Raw genomic sequence first — 24,898 nt, 5'->3', positions numbered from 1 at the left:
GCGCAATCGCCGAATACCTCGAGCGCTAGCTAACTTGGGCGGCAGCGTCTGCGATCTCTCCCACGACCTTTTCGATCACGTCTTCCAGCATTGCAGCTCCAATAACTTGACCAGATTCGCCAGTGACGAGCGCGACGTGCGTGCCCAGTGATTGCATGTCGGCGAGCACATCGTCAAGACTCGTGGATGCGGCCACGCTGGTGATCCGCCGGATGCGGTCTGCGGGCAGTCCGGCTTCGGGCCCGAGGTCCAGTATGTCTTTGATATGCACGTAACCCTCAACAGTCTCCGACTTACTTACTGGGATCCGGGAGAATCCTGTATCGAGACATAGCTGCTGCAGCTCCCCGACGCTGGTGTCGTCCGCGGCGGTGACGAGGTCCGATATCGGCACCATAATCGAGGCGACGGTGTCCCCCGCGATCGCAACCGCACCTGACAGCAGCTTGTGCGTGTTCTCATCGAGCAGACCTTCGCGTTTCGCCTCATTGATGAAGCCTGCGACTTCGTCAGCTGTGAATGCAGAAGCGACCTCTTCGCGGGGCGTGACCCGGATCAGGCGCAAAACGTTGTTTGCGATCCAGTTGATGATCACGAGCAGCGGTTTGAACACGAACACGATGGCATACAACGGCGGGCCAAGCAGCAGCGCTGAGCGTTCGGGGCCGGCAATGGCAATGTTCTTAGGAACCATTTCGCCGATGGTCATATGCAAGGCGAGCACGATCGTTAGCGCGATAACGAGCGCGATAGGGTGCAGCATCCCGGAAGGCACGCCGAGAGCCTCAAGGGGTATTTCGAGAGCGTAGGCGACGGCAGGCTCGGCCACAGCGCCCAGGCCGAGTGAACACATCGTGATGCCCAACTGGGCGCCAGCCATCATCAGGGAGACCCTTTCGAGTGCACGCAGGGTGATACGCGCACTCCAACTACCGGCGGCCGCCCGTGGTTCAATTTGTGTTCGCCTCGCTGCGATGAGCGCAAATTCTGCGCCGACAAAGAAAGCGTTTCCAACCAGCAATATGATGCCGATCAGCATTCCGGTGAGGTCAACCATTCTGGTTCTCCGTCCCCGTGCCACTCGTGCGTGCAGGTTCGGAAACACCGCTCAGGCGCGTAAGGCGCACCCTTGCGATGCGGCGCCCGTCCACTTGGGTCACGCGCAGTCGTGCGGTAACGGGGGTTGCCATGCCGTCGCCGTCGCGCTGGGTGAGATCCAAGGCGCTGATATCTATCGTGTCGCCAGGCTGAGCGAATCGGCCAAGTTGCTCCGTGGCAAGCCCGCCGAGCGTGTCACTGTGCTCCGCCTCGGGGAGCCCGATACCTGTGATGTCTGCAGCCTCATCGGGACGTAGCAAGCCAGGCAGCGACCACGAACCGTCTGAAAGGCGCCGCGGGCGGCCACCAGGGCGGTCATGCTCATCATCGATCTCGCCGAGAACCTCCTCTACCAAGTCCTCCAACGTGACAATTCCCGCGGTACCCCCGTATTCATCGATGACCATCGCGAGCTGCAGTCCACTGCGCAGTTCTTCCAGCACGCCCCCCAGGCCCATCGACGCCGGTACAGCGCGTACTCCCGTCATGATGTCGGCAGCTGTGACCTGTGAACGATCCTTAGCGCTCACAGCGAGCGCGGATTTGAAATGGACGATACCCACAACGTCATCGACAGAGTGCCGCAGAACGGGGAACCGGGCATGACCCGTTTCCGTCACCATTGCCAGGAGTTCCTCAACGGAAGTGGTTCTGTCCACGAAGGTCACACGCGGACGCGGGGTCATCACGTCAGCGGCTGTACGCCGTGCAAACTCCGCGCCCTCTTCGACACGCCGTGCGACTGACTGGTCAAGTAGCCCTTGTTGTGCCGAACGTGCAGCGAGCGCCCCTAATTCTTGCGCTGACCTCGCGGATGCCAATTCCTCGCGTGGTTCGATGCCGAAGGCCCGCACAATCCGGTTAGAGATGCCGTTGAGGACGGAGATAAGGGGTTTAGCGGCAGCGGTGAAACCCCGCTGAGCGCCAGCAACGGCGCGTGAAACCCGAAGCGGTTGCGAAATCGCCCAGTTCTTCGGGACAAGTTCACCGAAGACCATCTGGGTCACCGTTGCGATCACGAACGCTGCACCGAGGGCAACCCCGAGGCTGGCTTCCTCAGGTACACCGACAGATGCGATGGGGCCCCGCAAAAGCGCCGCGATCGACGGCTCAGCGATGAAGCCCACGAGCAGACTGGTGGCCGTAATTCCGAGTTGGGCCCCGGAAAGCTGAGTCGATAGGCTGCGCAAAGCTTTTTGGACCGAGCTCGCACGTTTGTCTCCGAGTGACGCGGCCTCCGCGACTGTCGGCCGATCAACAGTGACGAGTGCGAACTCAGCCGCTACAAAGAGTGCGTTTGCAGAAATCAGCAGAAGAACAAGCAGAACAAGAAGCCATTCCGTTACCACCGAGGCGCCTCCGCGCGAAGCAGCAACGGCCAGGGTCTGTCACTGGGGTCATCCACGCACACGACTCTACCGAAAAAGCAACCTGCCGGTACAGCACCTGGTCCGGCCATCTCTCTCGGGTCCACCCTGGGCAGGTGAGGGCACAATGGCCCGATGACGGATCACGGCGACTCCGGCTCCACCCTGGGTGACCCGTGACCGGCTATCGTCAGACCAGTCGCTCCCCCGTCTTCGCGGAGAACGTATGGACCTCGTCCGGACGGATCCGTAGCCGGATCCGGTCTCCCTTCGCGGGGGGCATCCGGGGATCTACCCGGGCGATCACTTCGCCATCTTCAGGCTGGTTTCCGTCCGTCTCGACGAGCGTGCCGTAACAAAAGGCTTCAGAACCTAGCTCTTCCACGAGGGTCACCGACACTTCAAACGCACCGGTTCCCGCGTCAGCGGGTTCGAACGATTCGGGCCGGAACCCGACGGTCACTGAATCGCTTCCTTCGGCGGTGACCGCCGCACGCACCTGCGGTGTCAGAGGGAGCAGTTCTGAACCAAGGCGGACGCCCTCGCTCGTCAGCGGGAGCGTTTTCAGGTTCATCGCCGGTGAACCGATGAACCCCGCGACGAAAGCGTTTCGCGGTGTCTCGTACAGCGCTCGCGGGGTGTCACATTGCTGCAGTACACCATCCTTCAAGACGGCAACCCGGTCCCCCATCGTCATCGCTTCCACTTGATCATGGGTGACGTAAACGGTGGTGACACCGAGCCTGCGCTGCAAGGCGGCGATTTGGGTTCGCGTCGAAACGCGAAGCTTCGCATCCAGATTCGACAGCGGCTCGTCCATCAGGAATACCTTGGGTTCCCGGACGATTGCGCGCCCCATGGCGACCCGCTGCCGCTGCCCGCCTGACAGTGCCTTTGGCTTTCGCTCCAGGAACTGTTCCAGGTCCAGGAGCTTTGCGGCCTCAGCTACCCGGCGGCGAATTTCTGCCTTCGGCGCCTTCGCGATCTTCAAGGCAAATCCCATATTGTCGGCGACCGACATGTGCGGGTACAGCGCATAATTCTGGAACACCATCGCAATGTCCCGTTCCTTCGGAGCGAGATGCGTGACGTCCCGGTCTCCGATGCGGATTGAGCCTGACGTCGCTTCCTCGAGACCCGCAAGCATCCGCAGCGTGGTCGATTTGCCGCAGCCAGATGGGCCGACGAGAACAAGGAACTCGCCGTCTGCGATGTCGAGATTGAGCTCATTGACCGACGGTGTCTCCGCGCCGGGGTAAAAACAGGTTGTCTGGTGGTAGGTAACTGCGGCCATGGCTGGGTCCTTAGTCGAATCAGAGGGTGTCACTCGCGGCGGTGAGCCCGCCGTCAAGGTACTGAACAGGGATGGGGTCAGTGAGTTCCCCGATGAAGGCGCCGTTCTCGGTGTCGCGGAATCCGATGAGCGACCATTGATCGTCATTCTGGACAAGCCGCGCCGCATACAGACTCGGGTGGGGGAACGGTTGTGCGCGTCCGATATCGAAGGGGCCTGTGATGCTGTCGGCGGCAACGGCCCAGACCGAGCCGCTTGGCCGGGGTTCCCGCAGACGCGGCGAAAGTTCTGGCGGGTTGCAGCAAAAGATCAGCAAGGGCTGTCCGTCGACGACGGCGACCTGCGGCACCTCGAGCTGGCCAAACCCATCGGGTTTGCTGAGCGGCGGCTGCGACTCCCAGTTCAGCAGATCCGCGCTTCGTGCGTGCCCAATCACGCCACGTTCCTCGGGCACGCCCTCGTTCGATCGAGCGGTGATGAGCATGTGCCATCCGTCGCCGCGTGGATCGGCGAACACCCACGGGTCACGCCAGGCCTCATCAAACCACGCTGTCCCGTCGTACTTTTCGTACCACCGCGGATCTGCCTCGAGTAGCGGAACGTCACCGTAGCGTGTCCACGTGATCAGGTCTTCCGACGTCGCAAGACCTATCCGCTGCACGACACCACGCTCCGCGCGGCTGACGCCCGTGTAATACATGTGCCAGGTTCCGCCTGGGCCCCGAATGACCGAGCCCGTCCACGTCGCCATATCGTCCCAGGCAGGAGAGTCCGCGGCGACCAGCGCATCTGGCTGTAGGGTCCATTGTCGAAGATCAGGCGACACAGCGTGACCAACGCTCGCACGCAGATGCCGGCGATCCGGGTCGATGAGTGCGCGCGAAGCGCGGAGGAAGAATGCGTGGTGCTGGGCACCGTCGTGGGCATACCAGCTGTCCCACACCCAATGGTCAGGAAGGCGGAGCATAATTAGCCTTTCATTCCGGTCGAGGCAATCGAGTTGACGAATGCGCGCTGGAAGCAGAGGAACAGCAGCAGAACTGGCAGGGTGATGATCGAGGTGTATGCCATGATCTCGCCCCACGCGGTGTCGAGCTGGAAGAAGTACTGCATACCGACCATGACGGGTCGAAGTTCCTCCTGCTGCGCGACCATCAGTGGCCACAGGTACGCGTTCCAGGCGCCTGGGGAACTGACGAAGGTCAAGATTGCCGCGGTCGCGAAGACCGGGCCAGACAGCGGCACAATGAGCTTCCAGTAAATCTGGAACCAGCTGGCGCCGTCTACACGCGCGGCTTCATCGAGTTCCCGTGGGATTGATTTGAAGTATTGCGCGAACAGGAAGATGAAGAACGCGTTCGCGACGAACGGAAGAATCTGCACATGGTAGGTATTCAGCCATCCTTGACTGTAGGTCGGCATCAGCCCGTTGAACTCCACCGAAGGCAGCTGCGCAACCCAGTAGACGAGCGGAATCGCGACAGTCTCGAACGGGACGATCAGGGTTGCGATAATGATCGCGAAGATGATTTTCTGACCGCGCCATTTCATCCGTGAGAGCGCAAACCCGCACATGCTGTTCACGATCAGTCCCAGCCCGACAATCGCGGTCGTGATGAAGACAGAGTTGAACAGGAATCGCAGCACGGGCACTCGGTCGAAGACACCGACGAAGTTGGCGAACGACAACTCCCCTATGGGCAGGAATGCGCGTGGCGAACGCAGGTCGGCGAATATCGCGGAGTCGGTCTTGAATGCGGAGACAAACATGAACACGATCGGGAACAAGAAGAACAGCGCAAGGACAACCATGGGTATGTAGCGCGGCCAGGTTCTGCGGATCGGACGTTTGTCGTCGGTGTCAGGCGTGATTGCGGTAGCCATGATCAGTCCTCATCTCGGGTCATGTAACGCTGGATCAGCGAAACCGCGAGAACCAGCAAGAAGAAGATCAGTGAAATCGCAGCGCCGTAGCCCATCTCCTGTTCGCGGTAGCCTTTGCGCACCGCATAAAAAACGAGGGTGCTCGTGGAGTCGAGCGGACCGCCTTGCGTCATCACATCGATCTGAACGAATAGAGCGAACGCTGCGATTGTGATCGTCACGAGGACGAACACCATTGTGGGCTTCAGTCCGGGCATGGTCACGTAGCGAAAACGCTGCCACCTGTTTGTGCCATCAAGCTCAGCTGCCTCATAGAGGTACTGAGGAATTGTCTGAAGCCCCGCGAGCCAGATGACCATGTGAAAACCGACACCCTGCCAGATGGAGAGGACCATGATCGCCGGCATCGCGGTCGCGGGGTTGCTGAGCCACGCGGTCCCCTCAACTGCTCCCGCGGTGATAGTGCTGATCATCGAGTTGATCAGCCCATCCTCCTGGTACATGAAGCGCCACAGGATCGACACCACAACCATGGACGTCACGACTGGGATGAAGTAGATCGTCCGGAAGATGTTGCGGCCCTTGATCTTCTGATTTACCAGAAGGGCAAGAATCAGTCCGAGCCCCGCCTGCACGGGCACAACTACCGCCGCGAAATAGAACGTGTTGAACAAGGATGCGCGGAAGACGTCATCCTCGAACAGAGCTCGAACGAAGTTGTCCAGTCCGAGAAACCGAGGCGGATTCGGCGAGATCAGCCGCATGTTCGTGAACGCCATCGCGAAAGCGAGAATGACCGGGATGATCAGGAACAGCGACAGCAAAAACATCGCCGGGGCGGCGAGCCCCATCGCTGAACGCTGGTCCTCACCCCGGACTCGCCACGGGCGTCGCGGCGCTGGACTGCCCTTGGCAGTAGTCGCAGGAGTGCCTGAAGCAGGCGGAATGTGTGTAGTAGCCATGTCAGAATCCGTAACCGTCGTTGGACCTGATGTTGGTGTCGATGTCGCGGACAGCCCGATTTAAGACGGCTTCCACATCGGCGCCATGCATGATGTCCTTCAGAGTCTTCTCAAAAACGCTCGAAATCACCTGGTACGCAGGTGTTTGTGGCCGAACCATCGCGAACTCACGCGAGAGATCCACGGCCGGCCTCAGCTGTCCGTCCTCACTGAACTGAGGTGTCAGCTCCGTCGCTGCCTGCGTCGCGGGGATCACGCCCAACTCTTCGCTGAACCGCGCTAGGTATTGCGGCTGGAGGGTGAACTCGAGATACTCGAACGCGCCCTCAGGGTTTTCGCATGAGGTTGACACGCCCCACTGCCAGCTCGCACCACCGATCACCGGCCCAGCGCCGAAGTCCGGCGGCGGAAGCTGGAGCATGTCGTCGCCCCATTCTTCGTACGCCTTCAGCGCTTCCCAGCTTCCTTGCCAGCTCAGAGCAACCGAACCGTCGAAAAACTCAGGCCGCGCTGGGTTTCCCTCCCGACTGACGAGTCCACGCGCGAACAGGCTCTGAAACCACTCACCGAAAGCAACTGCCTCCGGACCGTTCAGTGCACCTTCAGCGGTGAGGTAGGTGTCGCGATCAATCTGATCCCCACCGAAGCTCTGCAGAAACGGAGAGTACGCGTAGGACCACCATTCGCCATCAGCGATACCAGTTCCCAGATCGAGCGGATACCGGAACTCGCCACCTTCCGCGATAGTTTCGAGGGCCGCGTCGAACTCTTCTCCGGACCAGGGCTCCTCGATGCTGGGAATGCGGATTTCGTACCGTTCAAGGACAGACTGCCGCGCATGGATTCCGAGGGCGACATCGTAATAGCCGACCGAATATGTCTCGTCCTGGTATTCACCGAGCGTGGACGGGAGCATCTGATCCAGTGTCTCCTGGCTTATTTCAAGCGGGCGCAACAATTCGGCCCATGCCCAGTTCGGCACGATCGGCCCGTCGATGTCGACGATGCACGGAAGATCTCCGGTCAGCGCTGCTGCGGTGATTGCGTCGCCGTACACCAGCTGCGGGAACGCTTCCTGCCGGACAAAATACTGATCCTGAGACGCGTTATAGGCATCGATCACCTCGCTGATTGTCGCGAGTTCCTCAGGATTTCCGGCAGCGTGATTCCACATCACAATTTCTGTCCGGCTGTCGGGGATATTCGCTGACGAACAACCTGCGAGCAGCAGAGCGGACGTCGTGAGCGCGGCTGTGAAGGCTTGTCGTGGTCCTGATCTGACCGTCGAGTGGCGTCGCCGGTAACGCTGACGCATCGCGGTTCCTTCCCCACCCTGAGGTCCCCAGGGTGATGTGTCGTCGTGTTGTGTCCGCGAAGCGCTAGCGGCGCGGCGGAGCGATGGAGTGGCGCCGGACCAGTGGGCACGGCATCAAATGAGCTTGTGGCTCAATCGGTTTCGTAGATGAGAGAGTCGCGAGCAGCGTCTCTACGGCCCACACTCCCATGTGGTAGTGCGGAAGCGCAGCGGTGGTGAGACCGGGTGAAAGCGCATCAGATATCAACTGTTGATTGTCGTAGCCGGCGACGGAGAGATCTTCGGGGATCTTCAGGCCCCGTTCGGCTGCCGCGCGGTACGCGCCCATCGCCATCCGGTCGTTGTAGCAGAAGACGGCGGTGGGCGGGTCTGCTGAGTCGAGTAGCCGAAGTACAGCTCGGTAGCCACCGTGGGCGTTTGCCTCATCCTCTTCGATGAGCGCCGGATCCTCAGGAAGTGCGTTCTTGCGGAGGGACTCTCGATAGGCCTGTAAACGCAGGCCTTTAGCAATTGGTTCGTTCCGCTCGGTTACGTGCCCAATACGGTGATGACCAGCGGCGATCAGCTCCCCCATGACTGCGGTTGCCCCACCCGCCTCGTCGGGAACCACATAGGACACCGCATCGTTCTGCGGCTTCGCGTCGAGGACGACGCGAGGGGTGCTGGCGAGCTCGGTCGGCACCTCCACCATCTGGTGGTACATGGTGGCGACTATCGCTCCGTCGATCTGACGCTGGACGAGCGCTTGCGCAGCCAGGTGCTGCTCGTCCGCACTCTGCCCAGTGTTGATCATCAGGAGCAGGTAGCCCGCTTTATGCGCCGCATCGTGCGCACCCTGGATCATCTGTCCCGCGAAAGGCGTGGTCGCGATCTCGTCACTGATGAAACCGATCATCTGGGTGCGCTGGGTGCGAAGGCCCCGGGCCACCGTATTGGGCCGGTAGCCCAGTTCCTTCGCAGCAGCTCGGATCCGGTCTCGGGTTTCCGGCGCTACACGTGCCCCCTCAACGTCATTGAGCACAAAAGAGACAGTGGCCGCCGAGACACCAGCGCGTTCTGCAACGTCTTTGATCCGGGGCTTCGCGGCCATCCGAGCTCCTTGGTTAATCGTTTTGCCAAACCGATTAACCAAGTATGTGATGGCGCTCACGCAAAGTCAATAGGGTGTGAGACGCCAGTTGTGATTCGCCCGCCTAGCAGCGACAAGCACGTGCCCCAGGTCGTCGCTGTCGCTTGGAGGTGGGCAAACGGCATACGACCTTGACTACTTAGCCGCGAATTGCTTGCAAGGCCGTTCCAAGCATGTCTGCATCGGCACCATCGATCCACTGGATGCGATGATCGCGCTTGAACCAGGATCGTTGCCGCCGCACATATCGTCTGGTGCCCTGCAGGGTGAGATCTTGGGCCTGCTGGAGGCTGTATTCGCCATCGAGTGCCGCAAGCGTCTGGGCGTAGCCGATCGCCCGGGAGGCGGTGACGCCCTCTCTCAGGCCCACACTGATGAGATCTTTCACTTCCTCTACCAGCCCGCCGCGGAACATTGCCTCCGTCCGCTGGGCGATGCGCTCGTCGAGTTCTTCAGTATCGCGATCCACCCCGAGAATGATTGTTCCCCATTGTGGTTCACCAATTTGAGGGGCCGACGCCGCGAAAGGCCGACCGGTGAGTTCAATGACCTCAAGCGCCCGCACAGTGCGCCGGGGATCTGTGGGAAGAATCGTTGTCGCCGCCGCCGGATCGATCCGCGCTAGCTCGGCGTGCAGCGTGCGTACACCTACTTCATCCAGGCGTGCTTCCCATTTCGCGCGCACAGCTGGATCCGTCGCGGGAAACTGCCAATCATCGATGAGCGCCTGGATGTACATCATCGAGCCACCCACGATAATCGGCGTGATGTCGCGGCTGACCAAGAGCTCGACGTCTCTCGCGGCAGCAGTTTTGTAGTTCGCGACCGTCGCGATCTCCGTGACGTGGAGCGTATCGATCTGATGGTGCGGGATACCTCTGCGCTCTGCCAGTGTCAGCTTTGCGGTGCCGATATCCATACCGCGGTACTGCTGCATTGCGTCGATGTTCACGATCTCGCCGCCAATGCGCTCGGCAAGATCAAGTCCCAGTGCTGACTTTCCCGAAGCGGTGGGGCCGATGATCGCGACAGGCCGGATCATGGCAGCCACATCCCAACGTGGTAGCCAACACCGTAGGGCGCCGAGTCGAAACGGTGCGTCACCCTTCCTGGCTTCGTCCCGGTGAACAACGACGCCAGAACCTGCCATGCCGCTCGGGCTGTAACTCCAAGCTCACAGCAGAGTTGCACGTCAAGAGTCGCGAGTATGCCGGTCTCCCCAGAGTCCAGCGCCTCCGAGAGGGTGCGTTCAAATTCTTCCGCCCTGGGATCAAAGGCTCCCGGGGCGCGATCAGTGAGCGTTGTTGCGCCATCAGCGACGATCAGTGCGCCGACCCGCTCGGGTACAGCGTCGAGTTGCCGGCGGAGTTGCTCACCCCGGGAGAGCGCGGATGCGGCGGGGGTGTCTGGCTGGAGGTACTCCAACTCGCACCGCTGCGCGGGAGCGCTCTGCCCTCTCACCCAGGCGGCAATCAGCGCAGGCAACGGCATGTCAGCGTCGATGGACCCATCGGGTTCAGGTCCGAGTGACACCATCACGTCGACACCGAACCCGCGAAACGTTCCCGACTCGTTCGACGCGTTCCTCAACGCCGAAGTGTCAGTGCCCACTGCGATCCATTGGTCACAAGTTTCCGCAAGCGCAGAAGCGGCATCAAGCACTGCACGCCGTAGATCTGCCGTTTCTGACGCGGCCTCGTTCGCCAGTTCGGGGACCAGCAGCGGCGGGCCTGGGATGAATGCGGCAGCGGTGAACACAACTGCAAACGGTACCCGCGACGATCACGTCCCTGCCGGTCGCATAGGTGTCTGAACGGCCACAATGCCGCCGCATTCGAACACTCCCGCAGGTTTTCATAGCTATATCGGCTTTCTCGCGGTTGAATGGAGCGTGTGCCGAGTTCAGGTGCGGCACCCGCACGCAGCTTGGGCAGGTTCGCCTGTGCGAGCACGGCAGCCGTGACGCGCGGCAGAGATGAGGAACGATGACCGACAGCACACCACCACAGCCCGCCAGCCCGGCTTCCGCCCCGAAGTCCGTAAGCCCCCCTCACCCCGGGACCGCAGCGGCCGCCCATCATGTGCCGCCCGTCCACCCCGTCGCCCATCCCTCCAGCGATCCGCATAAGTTCGGACGTATTGACGACGACGGCACCGTCTGGCTGATCACGGCTGACGGCGACCGCGAGATCGGCTCATGGCATGCCGGTGACCGCGAGGAAGGGCTCGCGCACTTTTCGCGGAGATTCGACGACCTCGTCACCGAGGTTGAACTCCTCGAGGCGCGCCTGCACACCGGCGCTGGAGATCCCCGGAAGACCCGCGAAGCGGCTCAGCATCTGGCGGAGGCACTTACAACAGCAGCCGTGATCGGGGATGTCGCTGCACTGTCCGACCGGATCCAGGCTGTTATCAGCGGAGCGGACGATGTCGCGGCGCAGGCTCGCCAAGCGAAAGAAGCCGAACGCGCGAGGCAGATTGAACGCAAGGAAGCTTTGTGTGCGGAAGCCGAGGAGATTGCCGCCAACTCCACACAATGGAAGGCCGCGGGTGACCGGCTCCGGCACATCTTCGACGAGTGGAAGACCATTCGCGGGGTGGACCGGAAGACGGACGACGGCCTTTGGAAACGCTTCTCCAAGGCCCGTGACGCCTTCAATCGCCGCAGGGGTTCGCATTTCGCGGAACTCGATCGGGAACGTGCCGCGGCAAAGTCACGCAAAGAGGCGCTCGTCGCGCGGGCCGAGGAACTCGCCAGTTCGACGGATTGGGGCCCCACAGCTGGAGCCTTCCGTGACTTGATGGCGGAATGGAAAGCGAGCGGACGGGCGCCGAAGGACGCCGACGACGTGCTCTGGAAGCGCTTCAAGGGCGCACAGGACACGTTCTTCGCTGCGCGAAACGCCGCCGCGTCGGAGCGCGATGCAGAATATGTCGAAAATGCCGCGGCGAAGGAGAAACTGCTCAACGAAGCTGAGAGCCTCGACCCGTCTAAGGATCTTGAAGCTGCACGCGCTGAGCTTCGGGGCTTTCAGGAGCGGTGGGAAGCGATCGGGCGGGTGCCGCGCGAACGCGTTCAGGAACTCGAGGGACGATTCCGGGCCGTGGAGAACCGCATTCGTGATGCAGTCGACTCGCAGTGGCGGCGCAGTGATCCAGAAGCCGAAGCGCGGGCCGCCCAGTTCCGTGAACGCGTCCATCAGTTCGAGGAGCAAGCCGCCAAGGCAGACGCCGCGGGCCGCCCTAAAGATGCGGAGAAGGCACGAGCACAAGCACGGCAGTGGGCTGAGTGGGCAGCAGCCGCCGAGGGTGCGCTGTCCTCACGGTGAAAGCGGAAGCCGGTTAACGCAACCGGTTATCCGGAATCGGGCTGTGGCTGAGAGCGATCGTTAGCCACGTGAGGAACAGCAGGATCATCGCGATCAGCCCGACCACGAGCCCGGCTCCTGGGCCTCCGCCCGCTTCGAGCGGAGCCAGCGTCTGGCGTGACCAGATCGCCAGCACGCCGAGGAATGAACCAACGAAGCATCCGCCCGCCGCGATGAGGGAGAAAACCCACCGCCGCGTCACTAGTGCCAGGACCGCGAACCCCACTCCGAACACGGCTGCGAACCACCCAAACAGCTGCGACGTGATCTTGATTGATTCATCGTTGGCTGCTTCGGAGCTGACGAGGACGTCCCATCCATTCGCCGTTCCGGCATGCGGGAGGGTGAAGGACAGCAAAAGCGCCAGGACCAGTACTGCAGCGAAAACCGCACCCTTGCCAGGGTCGATCTCACCTGCAACGCGACGTTCCGCGGCCGCAAAGTCACGACGGAACGCGTCTGTCGGATCCGGGATACGGGGTTCGTTCGACGACATATTTCAGCAGCATCCTGACGTGTGAGGTATGGGGGCGGGCGCACCGAGCCGGGGCATTCCCAGTCCGACACCGGAAGAGACAGTACCCAGGTCGCCCGAGTCAACTGGCGCGGTTTTCGGCGTGAGGCCCTTCTCTACCGCGTCGCCTGCACGCGTGCGGCGGTGGGTGAGCACCTGACCATCTGCGATGAGGTGGTGCGGCGCCGCCGACGTTATCACCGTGGTCACGACATCACCCGGGCGGATGTTTCCATCCAGTTCACCCTCCGGCTGAAAGTGGACGAGTCTGCCGTCGCGTGCACGGCCGCTCATTCGGTGGGTGGCGGAATCCTTACGGCCCTCGCCGACCGCCACGAGCAGTTCAGCTTTCGTGCCAACGAGGCTTTCGTTTTCCTGCAGGCTGATCTTTTCCTGCAGTGCGATCAGGCGCTCATACCGCTCCTGCACGACCTTTTTGGGAATCTGATCTTCCATGTCGGCCGCAGGAGTCCCTGGGCGCTTCGAGTACTGGAACGTGAACGCGCTAGAGAAACGTGCTTTACGCACAACATCCAGAGTGTGCTCGAAATCTTCTTCTGTCTCACCGGGAAAACCGACGATGATGTCGGTTGTGATAGCCGCGTGCGGCATAGCCGCGCGTACCCGGTCAATGATGCCGAGGAACCGCTCCTTGCGGTACGAGCGGCGCATCGAACGCAGAATCCGATCGGATCCTGACTGCAGCGGCATGTGGAGCTGGGGACACACGTTCGGCGTCTCGGCCATCGCGGCAATCACGTCATCGGTGAATTCCGCTGGATGCGGTGACGTGAACCGGACCCGTTCAAGACCTTCGATGCCCCCGCATGCGCGCAATAGCTGAGCGAACGCCCCGCGATCGCGCGGGATCGAAGGGTCAGCGAACGACCTTCCGTAGGAGTTGACGTTCTGGCCAAGCAGCGTCACTTCCAGGACGCCCTCTGATACGAGAGCCTGAACCTCAGCAAGAACATCGCCGGGCCGCCGGTCTACTTCCTTGCCGCGCAGCGCGGGGACGATGCAGAACGTGCACGTGTTGTTGCAGCCCACCGAGATCGAAACCCAGCCCGCGTAGGCAGAGTCACGTTTCGCCGGGAGCGCGGAGGGGAACACCTCGAGAGCATCGAGGATCTCAACCTCAGCCTGTTCGTTGTGGCGCGCCCGCTCGAGCAGCGCCGGCAGCGAACCGAGATTGTGTGTGCCGAAAACAACATCAACCCAGGGCGCCTTCTTGACGACGACGTCGCGGTCTTTCTGCGCCAGACACCCCCCGACCGCTATCTGCATGTCCGGGTTGGCGTCTTTAAAGGGACGAAGATGCCCGAGGTTGCCGTACAGCTTGTTGTCGGCGTTCTCGCGCACCGCGCAGGTATTGAAGACCACGAGGTCAGGCGCATCTTCTGCGTGCGTCTTGACGTAACCCGCGTCTTCCAGGAGGCCCGCAAGCCGTTCGGAGTCGTGCACGTTCATCTGACAGCCGTAGGTGCGGATCTGGAAGGTTTTCGAACCATGGTCGGTACTGCTCACGGCTCCCGAGTCTACCGGTGACGCGGGGCCACTACTTCCGCGGAGATTCGTCAGCGAGGACTCCGAGGAGTTCCCCGACGAGTCGTTCGTGCTCCAGTTCGTGACGAAGTGGCTTGTCAGGGTTGATGACGTAGTTGTTGCGCCGCCCTACCCGGGTTCGCGTGACATATCCCTCACTGATGAGGTCCGAGAGGATGCTTTGTGCCGCCCTCTCAGTAATCCCGACGGCTTGAGCGATGTCGCGCATGCGCATCCCGGAGTCACGAGCGATGCAGACGAGCACGTGCGCGTGGTTGGTCAGGAACGTCCAATGTCGTGACTCGTCCGCCATCCGTACCTCCAGGTTGCTCTGATCTGAAAGTAACGCATTCGGGAGGCGAGATGACAAATCATAACTCGCGAACTATATTACCTGAAGTTGTATTCCGGTATTCAAAGACAGGAAACGATTGTGCCGATCGACGTTCTCTCTGCCAACCTCGCGTCGCCAGCGCTTGGTTTTTTCGCCCTTGGCGTCATAGCGACACGCATGAAGTCCGACCTCTCCTTCCCCGAGCAGGCAGCGAAGGCACTGTCGATCTACTTACTGATCGCGATTGGTTTCAAAGGCGGCGTGAAGCTCCGCGCTGAGGGCGTCACCAGCGAACTCATGCTCGGCGTGACCGCTGGGCTTTTCCTGGCCATTACGCTGCCCCTCGTCGCCTACGCCATATTGAGGTGGTTCACACCGGTTTCCAAGATCGATGCTGCGGCAGTCGCGGCCCACTATGGCTCCGTTAGTGTCGTCACCTTCGTCGCCGCGACTGCCTTTCTCAGCGCGATGGGCGAATCGAGCGAGGGTTTCATGATCACCCTGCTCGCGATCATGGAAGTCCCCGCCATTCTGATCGGGATCTACCTCGCGCGTCGCGGCGGCGCCAATACGGGGAACCACCGGTTCATCGATAGCCTCACGCACGGGCCCGTCATCCTCCTGATCGGCGCAGCAGCGGTCGGGTGTGCCACGGGAGAGGCCGGAATGGCTCAGCTCGAAGGGTTCCTTGTAACGCCTTTCCTCGGGGTGCTCGCACTGTTCCTCCTTGACATGGGCATTGTTGCCGCGCGCCGGATCGGGGAACTGAAGAAAGCTGGATTGCGGCTCCTCGCTTTCGGGATGATCATGCCGCTGATCGGCGGCTCGCTCGGAGTCCTCACCGGCACCGCTATCGGACTCACGGTAGGCGGCGTGACACTCCTTGGCGTCCTGGCGGCGAGCGCCTCTTACGTCGCGGCCCCAGCAGCGATACGTGAGGCTGTACCCGACGCCAACCCCGCACTCTCACTCGGACTCGCGCTCGGAGTCACCTTCCCCTTCAATCTCATTGTCGGTATCCCACTGATTTACACCGCTGCACAGCTTCTCGCGTGACGGACTGCGTAACAGTTCGCGTCACCGGGTTGTTACGCAATCCGGACACCAGCGCAGGCTGAAAGTCGGCTAGCTGCGATAAGTTTATGACTTGAGACACACCCGGGTTCAGATCGTCGCTTCTGACTGACTGCCAAGGTGTGTGGGCCGAATCGGAGAGGAAAGACTTATGAGCAATCCGCACCGTAGAGGCGGACGTTTCGGGGGCCGGGCGGCGGCAGCACTTCTCGCTGCCGGAGCGCTCACGATGGCGGGCTGTGCAGCAGACGGAGCCGGAGACCTCACACTGGCTACGGGCTCCACTGGCGGTACCTACTATCCGCTCGGTGGCGAGATCGCGAGCGTGTGGAGCAGCGAACTCGAGGACGTCGATGTCACAGCCACGGTCGGCGGCGCCTCTGTCGAAAACCTGAGGGCGCTTGATCAGGGCGAAGTCGAACTCATCATGTCCGTCAACGCAACTGCTGCAGAAGCGTTAGACGGCGCCGGCGATTTCGCGGACCAGCCACTATCCAGCCCAGAGAACATCCGCGTGCTCGGAAACATTTACCCCGAGATTCTGCAGATCGTGACTACCGAAGCCAGCGGCATCACGTCGATCGAGGACTTACGGGACCGCCGTGTCGAGATGGGCCCAGCAGGAAGCGCCACCTACACGATGGCGGAACAGGTCCTTCGTGCCTACGGGATCGACCCCGCCACCGATCTAGCAGCAACGCTCGACAGCAGCTTTGGTGACGCCGCAACAAACGTCGGCGATGGCGTCGTCGACGCTGCGTTCGGAATCCTCGCCGCGCCCACTGGCAGCATCGAGCAACTGGCAACCACACACGACCTCGTGATGCTCGACGTCAGTGGCCCTGAGCTCGAGACCGTTCTCGCGGAGAACGAACTTCTCAGCGCGCATGAAATCCCAGCAGGCACCTACTCCGGTGTCGACGTGCCAAACGCCACGATCACCTCGTGGGCAACGTTGTACACCACAGCTGATCTTGACGAAGAGACCGCCTACGACCTCGTCCGCGTGATGTATGAGCATGGCGACAGAGTCCAGCATTCAGCCGCTCGTGACATGATTCTCGAAACCGCGGTCGATGGCCTCGGCCCGGTCGAGCTGCACCCCGGCGCGCTGCGGTACTACGAGGAACAGGGCGTCGAAATTCCGTGACGCTGCTATCCCTGTCACACTTCACGAGCCTGCGGGGCGCCCGGTCTTTCCGGGCGCCCCGCTTGGCGCGAATGACGCGGACTCCCGTGGTGGTTTCGCTGCTTCTGGCGATCAGCACCACCGGGGCCATAGCCGCATGCACATCAGGACCGGACCAGTTGCAGTTTCAGGTGGTGAGCGCCGCCGACGGGTCAGTACTTTTCACACACCCGATAGAGCCTGGTGGCATCATCACGATGGACCACGTGCATTCTGTTCATAAACGTCCGGTCCGCGAACTCTTCTCCGTCAACACCGACGGCGAACTCACGATGGAAGAAATGATCTTCGACCGGATGGGCGCTAACCTGCCTTTCGGGCCCGAGACGATTAACGGTGTCACCACGACGTTCCTCGAGGAAGATGGTCATTACCGGGTAGTGCACCACAGCCGTCCCCTCGGCGCGGTGCAGTTGCTCGTCGGCGGCCCCGGCGTGGACCACACACTCACCATGCCGGACGGGTCCACTGTCCGGCTGCTCGAACTGACCCGCCCGCGCGCACGTGTCGAACTGCGCACGAGCCAGTCAGAATAGATACCTGATCTGACGAGAGGCGAGGCAATGGCAACCACACCGGCGGGCGGCGCCACCGCTTCACCAGCGAGTGTGAAAGACCTCGAAAAGGATCTTCTCGAGCTCGAAGAACATAGCTTTGCGGAAGCCGCGGAAGCCACCCGCGTGGACAGGCGAGCCGTGTGGCGCTGGCTCGTATTCTTCATCGCGCTGGGCTTCGCACTGTTCCACATCATCACATCACCGGTGTTCGAAGGCTCACTGCCTTCTCGTCAGCAAGGCCCCTTCCACCTCTCGCTCGCTCTATGCCTGATCTTCCTGCTGTATCCAGTCAAACCACGGAATTCCAGGAAGCAGCGGTACTTCGGGTGGTTCCTTACAGCATCCGGGCTGATTGCGCTCGCTGCGATTGCAGCGCAAGGCATCGCGGGATGGCATGTGGTGCTGCCTGCGCTGGGAGTGCTGTTGCTCGTGCAGGCGGCGCGCTATGTGCCGCTGCGAGCGTGGGGCATTCCTTTCGCAGATCTGATCCTCGCCGGGCTCAGTGTCTTCACCGGCTACTACGTTTTCACCAACTACGAAACGATCATCCGGACCGCCGGAATTCTGAACCCCACAAACATAGCTGTCGGCACGGTGGCCCTACTCCTCATCCTCGTCGCAGCGCAACGAGTCCTGGGAAGCGCTCTCGTCATCCTTGCGACGCTGATGCTGGCCTACGCCTACTACGGCCCGATGTTGCCGGGATTCCTGCGCCACCCTGGATACAGCGTCGACCGTATCGTGAATACGTCGTTCTTCACCGATGAGGCAGTGTTCGGAACTCCCATTCGGGTGTCCGCTACCGTCATCTTCCTGTTCCTCATCTTCGCGGCGATGCTGCAGCGCACAGGAATGGAACGCTTTTTCACCGACGGAGCGTTAGGCGCCACAGGGTGGTCGACGGGTGGCACAGCGAAGGTCGGTGTCGCGACCAGCGCTTTCTCGGGGACGATCACTGGTTCGTCGGTGGCGAACACTGTCAGCAACGGCGCCTTCACAATCCCGATGATGAAGAAGTCCGGTTACAAGCCCAACTATGCGGGTGCGGTTGAAGCAGCATCGTCGACTGGTGGCCAGATCGCGCCGCCCATAATGGGTGCGGGCGCCTTCATCATGATGGAGATCACGCGGATCCCCTACTCGGAGATTCTGAAAGCGGCGATCATTCCTGCGGTCCTGTTCTTTACCGCTCAGTTTGTGGTGATCCACTTTGACTCGAAACGCCTCGGTATCGGTGGAATACCTAAAGCTCTGCTGCCCAGTGTCCGGCAGTTGATGGCCGCGAAAGGCTACTTGCTAATCCCGATCGTGGCGATCTTCATGCTTCTCTCGATGGGGTTCAGTCCTGGTTTCGCAGCGATGGCGTCGATCGGCATTGCCATCGGTATCAACATTCTGATCCAAGTCTTCGCACCTGCCGTCGTCGCGGTTGCTCCCGCGCACGGGGAGATGAAACCGCCTCCCCCGCCGACGTCCAGCAGGCTAGCTGGCAGTGCGCAACTGCTCGGGTTCTTCGGCATCGCGGTGGGTGTCGCGTGGCTCGGATTCCAGGCGGTTGCCGCAATCGCGCCGGACATGTCGCGCCTGAACAGAATGACCGTTGTCGCATTGTCTTTGGGTGTGCTCGTCGCGCTGACGGTTCAGATCACGGCGAGGCGGAAAGGTTACGAGATCGATCCGGACCTGAACGCACCGCTGAAGACTGTCGCCCACCGGACCGGTCAAGTTCTTGTGCCTTTTCTCGTCACGTTCCTGGCGTTGTGGCTTGTCAAGACGCTTGTCGAGGCGCTGCTTCCTGACGTTGGGCGGGCTTGGACGATCGTGATACTCGCGTTCGCGTATGCGGCGGTGACTACACCGCTTGTCGCGCTGTTCGCGAAGTGGCGCAACGAATCAGAGGACAAACTTTCGCTCGCGACGTTCGCGGAGGGGCTTGTCAGCGCGACGCGGATCGCGCTGCCCATTGTGGTCGCATGCGCGACCGCAGGGATTCTCGCGGGCATGATTACTTTGACGGGGCTAGGCCATAAGCTCGCTGATGGGCTCATCAGTCTCGGTGGCGGGCATCTCATTCCGGTTCTCGCGTTGTCGATGCTTGCATGTCTGATTCTCGGGATCGGGTTGCCGACGACAGCGAACTATGTCGTCACCGCGACGCTCGCCGCTCCCGCAATCATCGTTCTTCTGCAGGGTGACCTATCTGAACCCACCATGGCGATCATCTTGTCAGCGCATTTGTTCGTCTATTACTTCGGTGTGATGGCGGACATCACGCCGCCTGTGTGTCTGGCAGCGTATGCAGCGTGCGGGGTTTCTGGCGGCGACCCGATCCGCACTGGCGGCAATGCTGTTCGTATCGCAGTTTCAGGCTTCGTGGTGCCTTTTATGTTCGTGATCAGCCCTGAGTTACTTCTGCAGAATGTGACGTGGATTCAGGGCATCCAAGCCGCGGCAACGTCTCTTGCTGGCGTGTTCTTCCTCGGAATCGCGGTAGTGGGCTTCTTCCGGACGAAGATCAGCTGGGCTGAGCGCATCGCTCTGGCAGTTTCCGGCATCCTTCTGCTGCATTTCAGCTGGACTGCTGACCTGGCTGGGCTCGCTATTGGCCTCACAATCACCGTCATTCACTACCGGCGAGGAAAGGCGAGCGAAGCAGCTTCGGCAGACAAAGAGAAGAGTGAGGTCCCGACCTCAGAGATCTGACGAAGTCGTTTCCGGGTCCGGAAGTTCAATTTCGGCCCCGCAACGTTCGGCGATGACCTGCGTGACCACGCTGTAGGCCAACCCTGGCGCATAACCTCGGCGTGACAGCATGCCGATGAGTTTCCGCGTTGTGCGCTCCTGCTCCGCGCGATCGGACCAATTGATCGTGTTTGTGCGCTCGATACGCTGCGCGGCGAGTGCGTACGCGCGGGAGCGTTCAGCATCGTCACTGATGGTGGATAAGGCCTGATCAACGTGCTCGTCCTCGACGCCTTTCCGGCGCAGCTCTACGGCGAGCGCCCTGCGCCCGCGTCCCGCGTGGGTGTGGCGGGAGCGCACCCAGGCTTCCGCAAATTCCGCATCATCAATAAGACTTACAGCAGTGAGCCGATCGAGGACCGACTCACTTACGTCTTCGGGAATTCCTTTGCGCGCGAGCTTTTCACGCAGCTCGACGCGGGTGTGCGGCCGTGCGCCGAGCCATCGTAGGCACAAGTTTCGAGCGTGTGCCTGCCATTCCTCCGGGGAACGCTGCCCCTCAGCGTCCTCCGGAGTGTCGCGTTGGTGTCCCCTGGTGCTCATTGGTCAGTACTCGACAGTTAGAACTCGACGGGGGTGGATTCTGCTTCCTCGCTGACTACAGCACCGATACCCAGCTTTTCGAGGATCTTCTTTTCGACCTCGTTGGCGATATCCGGATTCTCGATGAGGTATCGACGTGCATTTTCTTTGCCCTGTCCAAGCTGGTCGCCGTCGTAGGTGAACCACGAACCTGACTTCCGGATAAAGCCCTGATCGACGCCCATGTCGATGAGCGATCCTTCACGGCTGATGCCCTTGCCGTAAAGGATGTCGAACTCTGCCTGCTTAAACGGCGGTGAAACCTTGTTCTTCACAACTTTGACCCTGGTGCGGTTACCGACAGCGTCGCCACCGTCCTTGAGTGTTTCGATCCGGCGCACATCGAGTCGAACGGAAGCGTAGAACTTGAGCGCCTTACCGCCGGTGGTGGTTTCGGGAGATCCGAACATGACTCCGATCTTCTCGCGCAGCTGATTGATGAAGATCGCGGTAGTACCAGAACTGCTGAGGGCTGACGTCATCTTCCGCAAAGCCTGGCTCATCAGTCGAGCCTGAAGGCCGACGTGACTATCCCCCATCTCACCTTCGATCTCCGCACGCGGCACAAGCGCCGCCACCGAGTCGATAACGATGATGTCCAGCGCGCCGGAACGTGTCAGCATGTCCGCAATCTCGAGCGCCTGCTCCCCCGTGTCAGGCTGCGAAACGAGTAAGGCATCAGTGTCAACACCAAGCGCTTTCGCGTACTCCGGATCAAGCGCGTGCTCGGCGTCGATGAACGCCGCTATGCCCCCGGCTCGCTGTGCGTTCGCGACAGCATGGAGCGCCACCGTGGTCTTGCCAGAAGATTCCGGGCCGTAGATCTCAATGACTCGTCCTCGTGGCAGCCCTCCAATACCCAGCGCAACATCCAGTGCGACTGATCCCGTAGGTATTGTTGAGATAGGTGGCCTGACCTCATCACCAAGGCGCATGACCGAACCCTTACCGAAGTTCTTGTCGATCTGCGCGAGCGCGAGTTCAAGTGCCTTTTCCCGATCGTATGCCGGTGCCATCGTTGCTGCTCTCCTCTTCCCGCGCTGATTCCGCAGACTCAGCGCCACGTTCCGTTCCCGGAGTTACCGCTACAGTACGACCGAGCACTGACAATTTTTGTCTCCCGCGCCCGCATTGTGGATAACACGCACTACGCACACATCCTGTGGACAGTCAGCGCGCTTGCACGAACATGACTATACCGAACACCTGTTCGAATCAATACGCAACACGCGCGGATTCGTCCTCACCAGCGATCGCGCGGAATGTCGAAATCGTCACACAACGCCCACCACACGTCGCGCAAGCTTTTGCCCTGGCGAAGGGCTACCGTCGCGGTCACACCGCCCATGGCGATAAGAACATGGTCGCGCAACACAGAGTCACCCAGCACTGGACCGAACTCGGCTCGAACACGATCGTGAAACTCTGTGAGACGCACTCCACCACCGTAGCGCTCTTCCGCACACCCTCCTTGCCCACGCCAAGAGGCCACCTCATGGTGAATTAGGACGAGAACTGGCCTGAACAATCTCTAATTTGGACTGCATGACCACCTCGCACGAACCACCACGGGTAATGCCAGCCCCTTTCCGCATCAACATTCGGCAGGACCAGATCGACGATCTCAATGATCGCCTGGCGCGCACGCGCTGGCCTGATGACCTGCCCGGCTCTGGGTGGAAGTACGGGGTACCTGGGTGGTATCTCAAGGAACTTGCGGACTACTGGCTCAGTTCGTACGACTGGCGGACGCACGAAGCCCAATTGAACGAACACCCCCAGTACCTCGCAGAGATCGATGGCCAGCAGATCCATTTCATGCACATCAGATCTCCCGAATCCGATGCGCTGCCGCTGTTGCTGATACACGGATGGCCGAGCTCGATCGTCGACTTCGCAGCCATGATCAGTCCGCTGACCAGCCCCCGTACACACGGCGCCGCTCCTTCGGACGCGTTTCACCTGGTGATTCCGTCGCTGCCGGGGTTCGGATTCTCCGGTCCGACCCGAAACCAGGGCGAGGCATCGACTAGCAACTACGCCGCGGTTCTCAAGAAGTTGATGAAGCAGCTGGGGTACGACCGTTACGGCGCGCATGGCGGTGACCTCGGCTCGCTTGTAGCGCCTGAGTTGGGCCGGATAGATACGGGACACGTAGTCGGCGTGCACATGAACGGGCCACTCACGGTGCCGGCTTGGGATGCTGACCCTGCGATGTTCCCTGAGGAGGAACAAGAGCCACTGGCACAACTCATGTCGTGGGCAGAAGGTGAGGGCTCGGGGTACGCAGCCATTCAGGGTGACCGTCCACAGAACATCGCTTACGGACTTGTCGACTCACCGGCCGCGCAGCTGGCATGGATCACCGAACACTTCAGGAACCTGACCGACCCTGCGAAAGAACTGCCCGAGGACGCGGTCAACAAGGATCAGTTGCTCACCAACGTCAGCATTTACTGGTTCACCGCCACCGCCGGCTCGTCTGCACGGATCTACAAGGAGTCAACAGACTGGGGCGAGCCGAAGGAGAGTTCTGGCGTGCCCACCGGGGCCGCCATCTTCCCCGGAGACGTAACACTCCGCAGCATTCTTGAGCGCGAAAACAACGTGGTGCACTGGTCGCGATTCGAGCGTGGCGGACATTTCGCGGCGATGGAGGCTCCCGACCTGCTGACGGAAGACATCCAGGCATTCTTCCGCCCGCTCCGCTCATGCGCCCATTCAGCTAGGCAGCCCGGCCTGTCAACAGGCGATGGCACACACTGACGACATCAGTGACACCCTCTACCGAATGGGCAGCCTTGCGCGCCGCTTTTGCGAATGACGGATCGGAAGTGACCTGCTTGATCGCATGAGCCAGTTCCTGAGGATCTGGCACACCATCCCGGCCAGGCCACACCGCAACCCCCGCACCCATGCGAATGACACGGTTCGCGAGCTCGCGCTGGTCTCCTCCCCCTGGGACCAGGACGAGTGGACGGCCCGCCAACAATCCGCGCGCGATGATGCCATGCCCAGCCCCACACACCAGCACTTCAGCCTGCGCGAGCAAGACATCCTGGCGTCCCACGCCCGCTGATACCCAAGGGGGCAGGTCTCGCGGAGCGTCTCCGAGCATCGCCGCAGCGACGCGAAAGTCAGGCACCGCTTCAGGGGTTTCTGACCTTCGCAGTCCGGCGACTACCCCCTCGAGGACACCCGCCGCTCCACCCTGTGACGCTGTGGAAGGCGACACCATGACCACCGGTTTGTCCCCTGCGGGCAAGGGAAGCTCCTCGGTGGCTGGTTCCCAGATCAATGGTCCAACAACGTACGCATTGTCTGGCCAGTCCGGTCTAGGCAATTCGAGCGACGGCAGCGTGGCAAGTACTCGGCCGAGCGGTCCAGGGTCGTGTGCGGGCAACCCAATCGAGGCCCGCGCGTGCGCGCGCTGGCGACGGCCCCTGCGCAAATCCCGGTTTACGAACGCCCGGAGAGTGATGTCCCGAGCCCGTCCCGTCAGCCCGCGACCTGGCTCCAGCCCACTGCCGATAGGCGGCAGGCCGCGCGACGGCAGATAGAGCGGATGGGGCGAGAGCTCCACCCACGGAATCCCGAGGCGCTCGGCAGCAAAAGCTCCAGCTACGGTAATGACGTCCGACACAACGAGATCCGGCATCAGCCGGTTCAGATCGGGGAGCATCGCGGTGGACATCGCCGCGGCTCGCTCATTAATTCTGCGGCCCGCATCGTCGTCCTCAACCCCTGTCGGCAACATCAGCCCGGCGAGTTCCACTGCTTCGAGCCCTGCATTCTTTGCATGCTCAAGCCAGCGCCGCCCAGTGATCAGGACTGCGTGATCACCTGCCTTTTCGAAGGCACGGCACAAAGCCATCGCAGGGAACGCATGACCGGGATCTGGTCCTGCGATGACGGCGATACGCATAGTGCCTTCCGGATAGATC

Annotated in this window: 23 protein-coding genes; 6 read left to right on the top strand and 17 right to left on the bottom strand. The window is 61.3% G+C overall.

Features of this window, described 5'->3' with window-relative positions; translation table 11 throughout:
• Nucleotides 1–25: 25 nt before the first annotated feature.
• From AS9A_RS08310 to AS9A_RS08265, 10 genes are all read right to left on the bottom strand, one after another.
• Nucleotides 26–1,057: a hemolysin family protein gene (locus tag AS9A_RS08310; RefSeq protein ID WP_013806520.1), complete on the bottom strand. Its 1,032-nt coding sequence runs from the start codon at nt 1,055–1,057 to the stop codon at nt 26–28.
• Nucleotides 1,050–2,447, bottom strand: a complete 1,398-nt coding sequence (locus AS9A_RS08305; protein ID WP_013806519.1) for a hemolysin family protein — start codon at nt 2,445–2,447, stop codon at nt 1,050–1,052. The genes AS9A_RS08310 and AS9A_RS08305 overlap by 8 nt, the downstream gene beginning before the upstream one ends.
• Before the next feature lie 208 nt (nt 2,448–2,655).
• Complete coding sequence (locus tag AS9A_RS08300) at nt 2,656–3,759, bottom strand: ABC transporter ATP-binding protein (protein ID WP_013806518.1); 1,104 nt, start codon at nt 3,757–3,759, stop codon at nt 2,656–2,658.
• Between the two features lie 19 nt (nt 3,760–3,778).
• On the bottom strand, nt 3,779–4,726 hold the full coding sequence (locus AS9A_RS08295) for a glycoside hydrolase family protein (RefSeq protein ID WP_013806517.1): 948 nt from the start codon (nt 4,724–4,726) through the stop codon (nt 3,779–3,781).
• Between the two features lie 2 nt (nt 4,727–4,728).
• On the bottom strand, nt 4,729–5,643 hold the full coding sequence (locus tag AS9A_RS08290) for a carbohydrate ABC transporter permease (protein ID WP_013806516.1): 915 nt from the start codon (nt 5,641–5,643) through the stop codon (nt 4,729–4,731).
• Between the two features lie 2 nt (nt 5,644–5,645).
• A complete protein-coding gene (locus AS9A_RS08285) occupies nt 5,646–6,605 on the bottom strand; it encodes a carbohydrate ABC transporter permease (protein ID WP_083826498.1) in 960 nt (319 codons plus the stop codon).
• Between the two features lies 1 nt (nt 6,606).
• Nucleotides 6,607–7,920, bottom strand: coding sequence for an ABC transporter substrate-binding protein (locus AS9A_RS08280; RefSeq protein ID WP_013806514.1), 1,314 nt, complete (start codon nt 7,918–7,920; stop codon nt 6,607–6,609).
• A gap of 64 nt (nt 7,921–7,984) precedes the next feature.
• Nucleotides 7,985–9,010, bottom strand: coding sequence for a LacI family DNA-binding transcriptional regulator (locus AS9A_RS08275; RefSeq protein WP_013806513.1), 1,026 nt, complete (start codon nt 9,008–9,010; stop codon nt 7,985–7,987).
• Between the two features lie 178 nt (nt 9,011–9,188).
• Nucleotides 9,189–10,091 (bottom strand): tRNA (adenosine(37)-N6)-dimethylallyltransferase MiaA, encoded by a 903-nt coding sequence (miaA, locus tag AS9A_RS08270; RefSeq protein ID WP_013806512.1) that lies wholly within the window; start codon nt 10,089–10,091, stop codon nt 9,189–9,191.
• Nucleotides 10,088–10,807, bottom strand: a complete 720-nt coding sequence (locus tag AS9A_RS08265) for a class III extradiol ring-cleavage dioxygenase family protein (RefSeq protein ID WP_013806511.1) — start codon at nt 10,805–10,807, stop codon at nt 10,088–10,090. The genes miaA and AS9A_RS08265 overlap by 4 nt, the downstream gene beginning before the upstream one ends.
• A 227-nt stretch (nt 10,808–11,034) precedes the next feature.
• Here AS9A_RS08265 and AS9A_RS08260 point away from each other — a divergent pair, with 227 nt between their 5' ends.
• The gene (locus AS9A_RS08260; RefSeq protein ID WP_041450954.1) at nt 11,035–12,378 is read left to right on the top strand and encodes a DUF349 domain-containing protein; all 1,344 of its coding nucleotides are present in this window, start codon (nt 11,035–11,037) and stop codon (nt 12,376–12,378) included.
• Between the two features lie 13 nt (nt 12,379–12,391).
• Here the strand turns inward: AS9A_RS08260 and AS9A_RS08255 are convergent, their stop codons facing one another.
• The 3 genes from AS9A_RS08255 to AS9A_RS08245 are packed head-to-tail and all read right to left on the bottom strand — an operon-like array spanning nt 12,392 to nt 14,789.
• Nucleotides 12,392–12,913 (bottom strand): Rv2732c family membrane protein, encoded by a 522-nt coding sequence (locus AS9A_RS08255; RefSeq protein WP_013806509.1) that lies wholly within the window; start codon nt 12,911–12,913, stop codon nt 12,392–12,394.
• A gap of 3 nt (nt 12,914–12,916) precedes the next feature.
• Nucleotides 12,917–14,458: a tRNA (N6-isopentenyl adenosine(37)-C2)-methylthiotransferase MiaB gene (miaB, locus tag AS9A_RS08250; RefSeq protein WP_013806508.1), complete on the bottom strand. Its 1,542-nt coding sequence runs from the start codon at nt 14,456–14,458 to the stop codon at nt 12,917–12,919.
• 31 nt (nt 14,459–14,489) lie between these two features.
• Nucleotides 14,490–14,789 carry a helix-turn-helix transcriptional regulator gene (locus AS9A_RS08245; protein ID WP_013806507.1) on the bottom strand — a complete coding sequence of 100 codons (300 nt, stop codon included), beginning with the start codon at nt 14,787–14,789 and terminating at the stop codon, nt 14,490–14,492.
• Nucleotides 14,790–14,909: 120 nt separating this feature from the next.
• Between AS9A_RS08245 and AS9A_RS08240 the strand changes: the two genes are divergently transcribed.
• From AS9A_RS08240 to AS9A_RS24415, 4 genes are all read left to right on the top strand, one after another.
• Nucleotides 14,910–15,866, top strand: coding sequence for a sodium-dependent bicarbonate transport family permease (locus tag AS9A_RS08240; protein WP_013806506.1), 957 nt, complete (start codon nt 14,910–14,912; stop codon nt 15,864–15,866).
• Between the two features lie 169 nt (nt 15,867–16,035).
• The gene (locus AS9A_RS08235) at nt 16,036–17,034 is read left to right on the top strand and encodes a TAXI family TRAP transporter solute-binding subunit (RefSeq protein ID WP_013806505.1); all 999 of its coding nucleotides are present in this window, start codon (nt 16,036–16,038) and stop codon (nt 17,032–17,034) included.
• Nucleotides 17,035–17,105: 71 nt separating this feature from the next.
• A complete protein-coding gene (locus AS9A_RS23225) occupies nt 17,106–17,609 on the top strand; it encodes a DUF1850 domain-containing protein (protein WP_202798189.1) in 504 nt (167 codons plus the stop codon).
• A gap of 27 nt (nt 17,610–17,636) precedes the next feature.
• The gene (locus AS9A_RS24415) at nt 17,637–20,333 is read left to right on the top strand and encodes a TRAP transporter permease (RefSeq protein WP_013806503.1); all 2,697 of its coding nucleotides are present in this window, start codon (nt 17,637–17,639) and stop codon (nt 20,331–20,333) included.
• On the opposite strand, the gene AS9A_RS08220 is transcribed toward AS9A_RS24415, so the two are convergent.
• The 3 genes from AS9A_RS08220 to AS9A_RS08210 all read right to left on the bottom strand — a co-directional run bounded on the left by AS9A_RS08220 (nt 20,322) and on the right by AS9A_RS08210 (nt 22,392).
• A complete protein-coding gene (locus AS9A_RS08220; RefSeq protein ID WP_049793695.1) occupies nt 20,322–20,915 on the bottom strand; it encodes a regulatory protein RecX in 594 nt (197 codons plus the stop codon). The two genes, AS9A_RS24415 and AS9A_RS08220, sit on opposite strands and share 12 nt — an antisense overlap.
• Nucleotides 20,916–20,932: 17 nt before the next feature.
• On the bottom strand, nt 20,933–21,970 hold the full coding sequence (gene recA / locus AS9A_RS08215; RefSeq protein WP_041450953.1) for a recombinase RecA: 1,038 nt from the start codon (nt 21,968–21,970) through the stop codon (nt 20,933–20,935).
• 227 nt (nt 21,971–22,197) lie between these two features.
• Nucleotides 22,198–22,392, bottom strand: a complete 195-nt coding sequence (locus tag AS9A_RS08210) for a DUF3046 domain-containing protein (protein ID WP_013806499.1) — start codon at nt 22,390–22,392, stop codon at nt 22,198–22,200.
• A gap of 107 nt (nt 22,393–22,499) precedes the next feature.
• On the opposite strand from AS9A_RS08210, the gene AS9A_RS08205 reads away from it, so the two are divergent.
• Nucleotides 22,500–23,720, top strand: coding sequence for an epoxide hydrolase family protein (locus tag AS9A_RS08205; protein WP_148262426.1), 1,221 nt, complete (start codon nt 22,500–22,502; stop codon nt 23,718–23,720).
• Here AS9A_RS08205 and AS9A_RS08200 read toward each other — a convergent pair.
• On the bottom strand, nt 23,680–24,879 hold the full coding sequence (locus AS9A_RS08200; RefSeq protein ID WP_013806497.1) for a glycosyltransferase: 1,200 nt from the start codon (nt 24,877–24,879) through the stop codon (nt 23,680–23,682). The two genes, AS9A_RS08205 and AS9A_RS08200, sit on opposite strands and share 41 nt — an antisense overlap.
• Nucleotides 24,880–24,898 lie beyond the last annotated feature (19 nt).

This window comes from Hoyosella subflava DQS3-9A1 (assembly GCF_000214175.1).
Classification (GTDB): Bacteria; Actinomycetota; Actinomycetes; order Mycobacteriales; family Mycobacteriaceae; genus Hoyosella; species Hoyosella subflava.
This window is presented reverse-complemented; position numbering and strand designations above follow the sequence as displayed.

Coding starts and splice junctions, on each gene's coding strand:
- AS9A_RS08275 (WP_013806513.1), bottom strand. CDS start 9,010: ATGGCCGCGAAGCCCCGGATCAAAGACGTTGCAGAACGCGCTGGTGTC.
- AS9A_RS08290 (WP_013806516.1), bottom strand. CDS start 5,643: ATGGCTACCGCAATCACGCCTGACACCGACGACAAACGTCCGATCCGC.
- AS9A_RS08295 (WP_013806517.1), bottom strand. CDS start 4,726: ATGCTCCGCCTTCCTGACCATTGGGTGTGGGACAGCTGGTATGCCCAC.
- AS9A_RS08260 (WP_041450954.1), top strand. CDS start 11,035: ATGACCGACAGCACACCACCACAGCCCGCCAGCCCGGCTTCCGCCCCG.
- AS9A_RS08200 (WP_013806497.1), bottom strand. CDS start 24,879: ATGCGTATCGCCGTCATCGCAGGACCAGATCCCGGTCATGCGTTCCCT.
- AS9A_RS08235 (WP_013806505.1), top strand. CDS start 16,036: ATGAGCAATCCGCACCGTAGAGGCGGACGTTTCGGGGGCCGGGCGGCG.
- AS9A_RS08285 (WP_083826498.1), bottom strand. CDS start 6,605: ATGGCTACTACACACATTCCGCCTGCTTCAGGCACTCCTGCGACTACT.
- AS9A_RS24415 (WP_013806503.1), top strand. CDS start 17,637: ATGGCAACCACACCGGCGGGCGGCGCCACCGCTTCACCAGCGAGTGTG.
- AS9A_RS08255 (WP_013806509.1), bottom strand. CDS start 12,913: ATGTCGTCGAACGAACCCCGTATCCCGGATCCGACAGACGCGTTCCGT.
- AS9A_RS08300 (WP_013806518.1), bottom strand. CDS start 3,759: ATGGCCGCAGTTACCTACCACCAGACAACCTGTTTTTACCCCGGCGCG.
- AS9A_RS08245 (WP_013806507.1), bottom strand. CDS start 14,789: ATGGCGGACGAGTCACGACATTGGACGTTCCTGACCAACCACGCGCAC.
- AS9A_RS08220 (WP_049793695.1), bottom strand. CDS start 20,915: ATGAGCACCAGGGGACACCAACGCGACACTCCGGAGGACGCTGAGGGG.
- AS9A_RS08310 (WP_013806520.1), bottom strand. CDS start 1,057: ATGGTTGACCTCACCGGAATGCTGATCGGCATCATATTGCTGGTTGGA.
- miaA (WP_013806512.1), bottom strand. CDS start 10,091: ATGATCCGGCCTGTCGCGATCATCGGCCCCACCGCTTCGGGAAAGTCA.
- AS9A_RS08280 (WP_013806514.1), bottom strand. CDS start 7,920: ATGCGTCAGCGTTACCGGCGACGCCACTCGACGGTCAGATCAGGACCA.
- AS9A_RS08205 (WP_148262426.1), top strand. CDS start 22,500: ATGACCACCTCGCACGAACCACCACGGGTAATGCCAGCCCCTTTCCGC.
- AS9A_RS23225 (WP_202798189.1), top strand. CDS start 17,106: ATGACGCGGACTCCCGTGGTGGTTTCGCTGCTTCTGGCGATCAGCACC.
- recA (WP_041450953.1), bottom strand. CDS start 21,970: ATGGCACCGGCATACGATCGGGAAAAGGCACTTGAACTCGCGCTCGCG.